5 protein-coding genes are annotated in these 7,648 nt (G+C 44.1%); 3 read left to right on the top strand and 2 right to left on the bottom strand.

What is annotated here, in order from left to right; all coding sequences use genetic code 11:
- Positions 1-691: 691 nt before the first annotated feature.
- Positions 692-2,080 carry a GH1 family beta-glucosidase gene (locus AC4II3_RS29705; RefSeq protein WP_488015577.1) on the bottom strand — a complete coding sequence of 463 codons (1,389 nt, stop codon included), beginning with the start codon at positions 2,078-2,080 and terminating at the stop codon, positions 692-694.
- Positions 2,081-2,511: 431 nt separating this feature from the next.
- Between AC4II3_RS29705 and AC4II3_RS29700 the strand changes: the two genes are divergently transcribed.
- The gene (locus tag AC4II3_RS29700) at positions 2,512-2,805 is read left to right on the top strand and encodes a hypothetical protein (RefSeq protein WP_293028717.1); all 294 of its coding nucleotides are present in this window, start codon (positions 2,512-2,514) and stop codon (positions 2,803-2,805) included.
- Positions 2,806-3,226: 421 nt separating this feature from the next.
- On the opposite strand, the gene AC4II3_RS29695 is transcribed toward AC4II3_RS29700, so the two are convergent.
- The gene (locus tag AC4II3_RS29695) at positions 3,227-4,882 is read right to left on the bottom strand and encodes a Ppx/GppA phosphatase family protein (RefSeq protein WP_488015575.1); all 1,656 of its coding nucleotides are present in this window, start codon (positions 4,880-4,882) and stop codon (positions 3,227-3,229) included.
- A gap of 171 nt (positions 4,883-5,053) precedes the next feature.
- On the opposite strand from AC4II3_RS29695, the gene AC4II3_RS29690 reads away from it, so the two are divergent.
- Entirely contained in the window at positions 5,054-5,935 is an 882-nt protein-coding gene (locus tag AC4II3_RS29690) for a 4-hydroxybenzoate solanesyltransferase (protein ID WP_488015573.1), read from the top strand.
- Between the two features lie 487 nt (positions 5,936-6,422).
- Positions 6,423-6,812 carry a hypothetical protein gene (locus AC4II3_RS29685; RefSeq protein ID WP_488015571.1) on the top strand — a complete coding sequence of 130 codons (390 nt, stop codon included), beginning with the start codon at positions 6,423-6,425 and terminating at the stop codon, positions 6,810-6,812.
- Positions 6,813-7,648 lie beyond the last annotated feature (836 nt).

Genomic DNA, 7,648 nt, shown 5'->3' with positions numbered 1-7,648 from the left:
TTGCGGGTATGAATATGAACTTTTCGAGGTTCGTCCGGCTTGTGTGCGCCTTCATATATTTATATTAAGCAATATCGTAAGTTTTGTAAAGGGGTTTGCGAGTAAATACCCGTGAGCTTATTAAATAATGTAAATAAGTAAATCTTATATTAAATAAGTATTGACAAAAAGGAAGTAATGTGGATAGGTAAAACAAAAATAGGCACACAAAAATAGCGATCGCGCTTGTGCGATTGACCTTTGGTCACGCTACGCGATCGCTACTCAGACTTCCCTCATTACCCTGACGGGGTGACAAACAGCCTTAAAAGCTTTACGGGGTATGGGGTGTGGGGTGATGGGTGTAGGGGAAGATTTTGAGCTGGCGGAGTTGCGACGGGACGGTTAAATCAGGTCTCGGATCGATTGTTATCCCACCGGCTCACTCCAAATTCCCTGTCTTGATGCAATAGCGAGTGGGGGAAACCCCCGCGTGAAGGTAATGGTGCGCTTTCCGTAGGCGAATTAAATTCGCCACGGGTCGCACCTCTGCATCGCTTTTATTTTTCCCACACCCTACCCCCCACACCCCACACCCTGTTTAGTTTTTAGCCTTGTTGTTACCCCCTGAGCTCATTACCCTCTCCCTAGGGTTACACTAACGGATGACCACTATACCGATAGGGTTTGATCGGGTTTTTCCGATGAATGATCAAACCACCCGATTATTTTCAATGCACTGGGAATACCACTCAAAACTAGCTTTAGGAATACGCTGTTGAGTTGGGTAATCAATATAAGTAATGCCAAAGCGCCGATCATATCCCCAAGACCACTCAAAGTTATCCATCATACTCCAGAGGAAATAACCATTAAGAGGATACCCTTCACTAACAGCGCGATGGGCTGCTTTGAGGTACTCTCGGAGGTACATAATCCTGTCGGTATCAATCACCTCACCCCTACCATTCAATTCATCCTGTGCCGCACAGCCATTCTCAGTGATAAACATCGGCAAATCTGAACGCCCCAGGGTTTCACTAACGTGACGAATGCCCCAATAAAGGGAATCTGGTAGGATATTCAGCCAAGGCATATCCATGCGAGGGTAGCCTTTGGGCAGACCAAGGAACTCGTAGCCCTGTGGATTGTCAGCAGCCCGGACATAGCTACCAGTGTAAATATTAAGACCAATCTGATCCAGAGGCTGATGAATGATTTGTAGGTCACATGGTCCGATGTCTGGGGCATTGTCTCCTAACACCTCAAGTAATTCAGGACTATAAGCACCAGTCAGAGCAGGGAGAATGATACCGCCATTTGGCCCACATAAAGGGAATGCCTTTTTTGCTGCTGCCACATTTATGGGTGACTCATTGATTGGCACCGTCACGGACAAGTTATCCACTAAGGCTATAGAACAGGGAACCCGGGAAGCACTACGGATTGCTTGACAGCCCAAACCATGAGCTAAAAGGGCATGATGGGAGGTTTGCCATATCTGTTTTATGGAGTTAACACGCCTACCAGGAGCATGGATCGGGTCGTGGTCAAACCCATAGGCTAAGTGAGTAAAACACATGATTTCGTTAATGGTCATCCAATTAGTAATGCGATCGCCTAATTGAGTGACCACAGCGGTAACATAATCCGCAAAGTCAAAGGCCATCTGGCGAGAAAGCCAAGACTTGTATTTGTCTTCTAGGGCTTGGGGAGAGTCCCAATGAAATAGAGTGGCATGGGGAGTAATGCCATGATCTAACAAGCAATCCACCAAGCGCTTATAGAAATCAACTCCTTCCTGATTGACTTTCCCAACCCCGTCAGGAATAATCCGAGGCCAAGCAATGCTAAAGCGATAATCCTTGATCCCTAGTTTTACCATCAGCTCTATATCTTGTTCGTAGCGATGGTAGTGGTCACAAGCAACCGTACCGGTATCACCGTTAAGTACTTTTCCAGGGGTAGCACTGAAGGTATCCCACACACTAGGTTTGCGTCCTCCTTCACTTACTGCTCCTTCAATCTGATAGGCAGAGGTGGCTACTCCCCATAAGAAGTTGTCTGGGAATTGGTAACTGATGCGATCGCCGTTAGTCATTAGTGCTTTGTTATTAAGACAGGGAGTTACGTACTAGATCATCCCACCTAAGTTCAGTGGTGGGACGAGTTAACCTATCCGCAATCAACGAAGAATCTTAACAGGAATGATAACTTTTGATCCACAGCTTCTCAGGAATTGGGTAGGTTCCCCAAAGGGGTTGCAACTCCCCTGCCACTGACCCGAAATCACTGATATATCAAGCCAGGTAGCTTAAGGCGGATCAATTTAACCGACTACCGGTAGCCCTTAAGAAGTCACTAACAACCCGGCTTTATGATCCAGATTCACAGACCTTTACCAAGATTTTTAATGAAAATTTAAGATTTTTGACATTTTCGGATATCGACAGGGATTTCGCCTAAGGTAGAAAGTGCCAAGTCATACTTCGGCTCTGGCTTTCAAGTCACCTGCTTATGCGGTTAAATTTTATGAGCATTTTGCCAAACTTTCTCCGTTCTTTGGTAATAACAATCCTTCTGAGCTTTATGGCTCCAGTGGCACTAGTTATTGGTTTACTGGCAGGTTTTGGTATAATAGGATACATTCCGGGCTTGACAGGGTTTGGTCTTACTGCCACAACTGAGCTATTGAAATTTCTGACTATTTTTGGTAATGGATCCCCAATTCAGGGAGTATTAGTGATTGCTTTTACCTGTAGCCTAGTTGGAGCATTATTTGACCTCTACGCCTGCGCCCGCTACCAAAACCTGAATGATAACTAAGTAGACTAGTAATCAAATTTGTTAAAATTCCCCTGAGGTATTGGGGATATGGTTGATATTGAAATTATCTATTATTTATATCTGTACGGGAATTATCCTAGCGGTTTAGGAAGGGAAGCTAATTCAAAGACCTTTTCGGCATTGGTAGATTGATAACAGTTAGCCGATCAATTTCTAGTTTTATCAGCGGAATTTTATGGATAACGATTAGGTAACGCCAAAATCGTTATCCATAAAATTTATAAAGATTGACAGGAAAATTTCTACTGGAAGATTTAACCTGTCAATCTTTTTGTGAGCCTTCAGCTCTATCAACAGCTCAGAGCCCAGAGTTGATCGCTTTTAGCGGAAGCTGAGGCCTTTGGCCACGCTTCGCGAACGCTTCATCGCGTAGCGTGGCCTTTTGGCCAAAGGCTTAGCCTTAATAAGCTGCCAGGCTACTCTTGGATGCCAAACTCGCCACAACTTTAACTCCAAATTCCTCTTCAAATACCGATTTTTTATAATCCAAATTCCACAGTTCTAAAGCACAATCATCATTAGCAAAAGCTGGCACTAGATATAGATGAAGTGCTTTATCATCGGAGCGATAATCCGACTTAACTTGCCGAATTGCAGCAATCTGTCTACGGTCTAAAGCAATAGCTAACCGTAACAAAGCACTAAGCTGACTCACCAACAGGCGATGCTCTTGATTCGCCAGATTATTGTAATTCTCATGCTTTTTCTTGGGAGGACTCTTGCGATGGTAACGAGCCAGATTAGCAATGATTTCAATTTCTGGCTCCAGAAAGCCCAACAGTTCAGCATTGCGAATTAAGTAATAAGAATGCTTGTGGTGGGCCGAATGACTAATATACACCCCACAATTGTGTAAAATTGCTGCTGCCCAAAGTAATTCCCGTGCCTGTGTTCCCCAATTGTGCAGTTTTCCTTGGGTTTGGTCAAATAAGCTCAGGGCAAAGTCAGCCACCCGCTGACTATAGTCCAGGTTGACCTGATATTTCCCAGCAACTGCGAGCACACTCCTTTCCCTGACCTCATCTTGGTAGCGTAGTCGGTCTTCAATCAAGCCATGGGTGAGCATCCAGTCAACGATTAAGCCTTCCCGGAGTGATTGTCCACAAATTATGAGCGACTCCATTCCCAGAAGCTTCATAGCTTCTAATAAAATAATTGCCCCAGCAACAATTATTTCTGAACGCCTCTCGGACATCTCTGGCAGGGTTGAGCGTTCAGCCAAACTCATAGCAGCTAAGCCCTTGAGCATTTTTTCCAAATCTTGACGACTGACCTCATACCCCGTTAGGGGATTAGGTAACATACCCAGATTCTCATAGGCGTGCATCTTGGCTAGGGTCTCAATAGTGCCAGATGTCCCCACTAAACGAGGCTGTTCACTGAGTTTCAGGTTAGCCTGGATGTCCTCAACAGCTCGCTCTAACATTCCCCTGACATAGGCTTGCAAATAGAGAAACTCACTTTGGCTGATCGGGTCTGTAGTGACAAACTCCTTTGTCAGACGAACGGCTCCTATCTTTGTGCTACTTAGGGAACGGGGGTTATGACGATCCCCGAGGATCAATTCCGTTGAACCACCACCAATATCAATAATGATATGGGGATGGTTGTTGAATTCCATAGCTGACAACACACCTAGGTAGATGCGTCGTGCTTCCTCCTGACCAGAAATTAGGTTGACCGATAAACCCAATTCTGTATATACCTGATGTAAAAAAGCCTGGCCATTTGGAGCTTCCCGCACAGCACTGGTTGCTACCGCAACTATGTTTTCAGCATTGAGGCTGGCTGCCATTTCCTTGCAGCGTTGTAGAGTTGCGATCGCTCTATTGATGGCTTCAGGGGTCAACTCACCGGTTCGGGGGTTGCAATTCCCTAACCTGACCGTGTCCTTTTCTTTACCAATAATCGTGAATGCCGGTAGTTTAGGGTCAATTCGCACCACCACCATGTGAATGGAATTGGTACCAATATCGATGGCAGCAATAATGCGCTCTTGCTCTTTGTCAGGAGTGGAAACATGTAGAAAAATGTCTTGGGTCAGTGAGTTAACCATATTGATGTATCCTGCTTACATATATCAGCCCGAAACCTATGAATAACGATATCTTTAAGGAGAATAACAAAAAATAGGCACTATCTCCTATTGTGAAATTCCTCTGATTCGAGGAAACAATCCGAAAAATTACCTACAAACAAAATTACTAACAAACGAGTCACCCCTGCTATGCTTACCCAGCCAAACCCCAATCCCATACCCACCTGGCTAGCCATTATGCGACTGTTGCGATGGGATAAGCCAACTGGACGATTGATTTTAATGGTGCCAGCACTGTGGGCAGTTTTTTTAGCAGCCCAAGGGAAACCACCGATTCCCCTGGTTGCGGTGATTATTCTTGGAACCTTAGCCACCAGTGCTGCTGGCTGTGTAATTAATGACGTTTGGGATCACAATATTGATTCCCAAGTGGCGCGAACTCGCTCACGCCCTTTGGCATCCAAAGCCCTATCGGTCAAAGTTGGCGTAGTAGTTGCCTTAGTTGCTATGGTCTGCGCTGGGGTGCTTGCCCTGTATCTGAATCCTTTCACCTTCTGGCTTTGCGTGGCCGCTGTACCAGTAATTGTGTTTTATCCATCTGCCAAGCGAGTGTTTGCTGTACCGCAACTGGTTATGGCCATTGCTTGGGGTTTTGCTGTACTGATTAGTTGGAGTGCCATTACTACTACTCTAGAACCAGCTACCTGGTTACTCTGGGGAGCAACGGTACTGTGGGCATTGGGATTTGACACAGTCTATGCCATGCCAGACCGGGAGGATGACCAGAGGATTGGGGTGCGCTCTAGTGCCTTGTTTTTCGGTAAGTATGCTGCTGATGCCGTAGGTGTGTTCTTTGCTGGTACTGCTAGCTTGCTTGCCTGCCTGGGAGTTGTGATGGATCTCCAACTGGCCTTTTGGTTAGCCCTAGTGATAGCGACAGTAGTCTGGATTTGGCATTATACTAGATTACGAAAGCCCAATCATCCCACATCTGTCTATGGAGAGATTTTTCGCGAAAATGTCTGGATTGGCTTTGTGCTACTGGCCGGGATGATTATTGGTAGTAATTAGGGACTTGCATCTAAAAAAAATACCAATTAAAGTAGGGTGTGCGAAATAATCTCAGAAAAGTTGCTAGTTATTCTTAGAAAGAGTAGCTCTTGATACCAATAATGGAAAGTTGAGTATCTAGAGAGACTAGTGTTTGGTGTGTGGCAGGGATTTTGAGGTATTTTTTGATAACTACCTACTGATAACTAGCAAGTTAGCTAATCTAATCTAGAATACTCAACAAAACGCAATTTTTTTTGCCTATCCTACAAGCTAAACACTGGTATTGTGTTTCTTGGCTAGTCTTTTAGTATTTTAAAAATTGCTAACAGTTAATTGTTCATTAAAAACAGTTAATTGCTAATTTTTAATGCTCTGTTTTGCCTTTTGTCTGCAAGGCTTTTACTAATGTTTCTTTCAGAGAAAAGATGGGAAACCTAATAGTGTGCAATTGTTAAAATAGTCCGAATGAGCTCATCTGGGCTAATTTTTGTAGAGGTTAAAAAGCATGAACATCAAACCATACCAGCTATCAATTATCAGTGCCTGTTTGTTTGCTCTCGTCAGCCCAACGGTGGGTTATTCCCAAGAAACTGAAACTATTTCTCAAGAGGCTGAGACTATTCCTCAAAAACCATTGACTATCCCTGAAGAAGCTGAGACTATCCTCCAAAACTCTGAGTTTGGCTATACACCTGATTTTGTCAGTTTTTACATGGAGCAATGTGTTGGCAGTAAGGGCTCAGAGGCTCAGGCATTTTGTCAGTGTACCATTGATAAAATTCAAGAAAAATTCTCTTATAAAGAGTTTCTAACTATTGGTCTAGAAATTACTGGTGGTCAGGAACCTCCTGAAGATTTGAATAAACTGATTAAGTCCTGTGAAGCTGATAACTAGTGATTAGACATCATAGGTGAGAATTAGCGATTAGTCGTTGCGATGTTTGAGCTAAACGTTAGTTTCACCAAGATGTCTATGAGTTATTAGTTATTACTCACAATAAAATGGGCAATTTTTGATTATTAATTGCCATTATTATTATGCCACCACCCCCAGGGTTGTTTCATTTTGGTCGGTTCAGCGAATCGAACAATAGAGAATGAAACAGCCCTGGGTTTATTTTGGGGGTAATCCATTGGCTCCGTTGAGTATACAGTTGACTATCGAGTAGGGGGTTGACAGGAAATTGGAGCAATATAGCACTACGCACTATGGTGTTTGACAAGTGAAGAAAAATTAAAATCGCTCAATCCCTTGATTAGTAAGCTTTTTTATTGACTATTGCGCTTCATGCCTATTGCTAGCATGCCTGGCGCGTAGCGCTATACCATGTCACCCCCCTGCTTGTCAGCTCTATTTTACTGAGATGTCTCTCGTAGTAATACTTTCAGGAGTTTTCTGCATCAGTAAGACAAATAATTAATCCTATCATAGGATCAGCTCAGAAAAAGTACCCTTAAGGGTACTGCCAAGCTAAGGTTAGATTTTATATTCTATAAAAGGTCTTGATTGAAATTTCTTACCGCCAAAGTTAAAACCTATGGTTTCTAAATACTAGAATCCTTGTGTTTTTCAAGTTTCGATCAAGTTGGGAGCATCTCAAAGTTCCAGAAGCGATGCAGCGCGGTCTTGGGGAGGCAGCGCGGTCTTGGGGGTCTCCCCCATGAGCGACTGCCGTGGTTTCCACGGGGCTTACAAGGTGCGGACGCAGGTTCCGCACACAGCCCCTCCCC

The organism is Moorena sp. (genome assembly GCF_982860115.1).
Note: the sequence above shows the minus strand (reverse complement) of the source record. Positions and strands in the feature narration are given on the sequence as shown.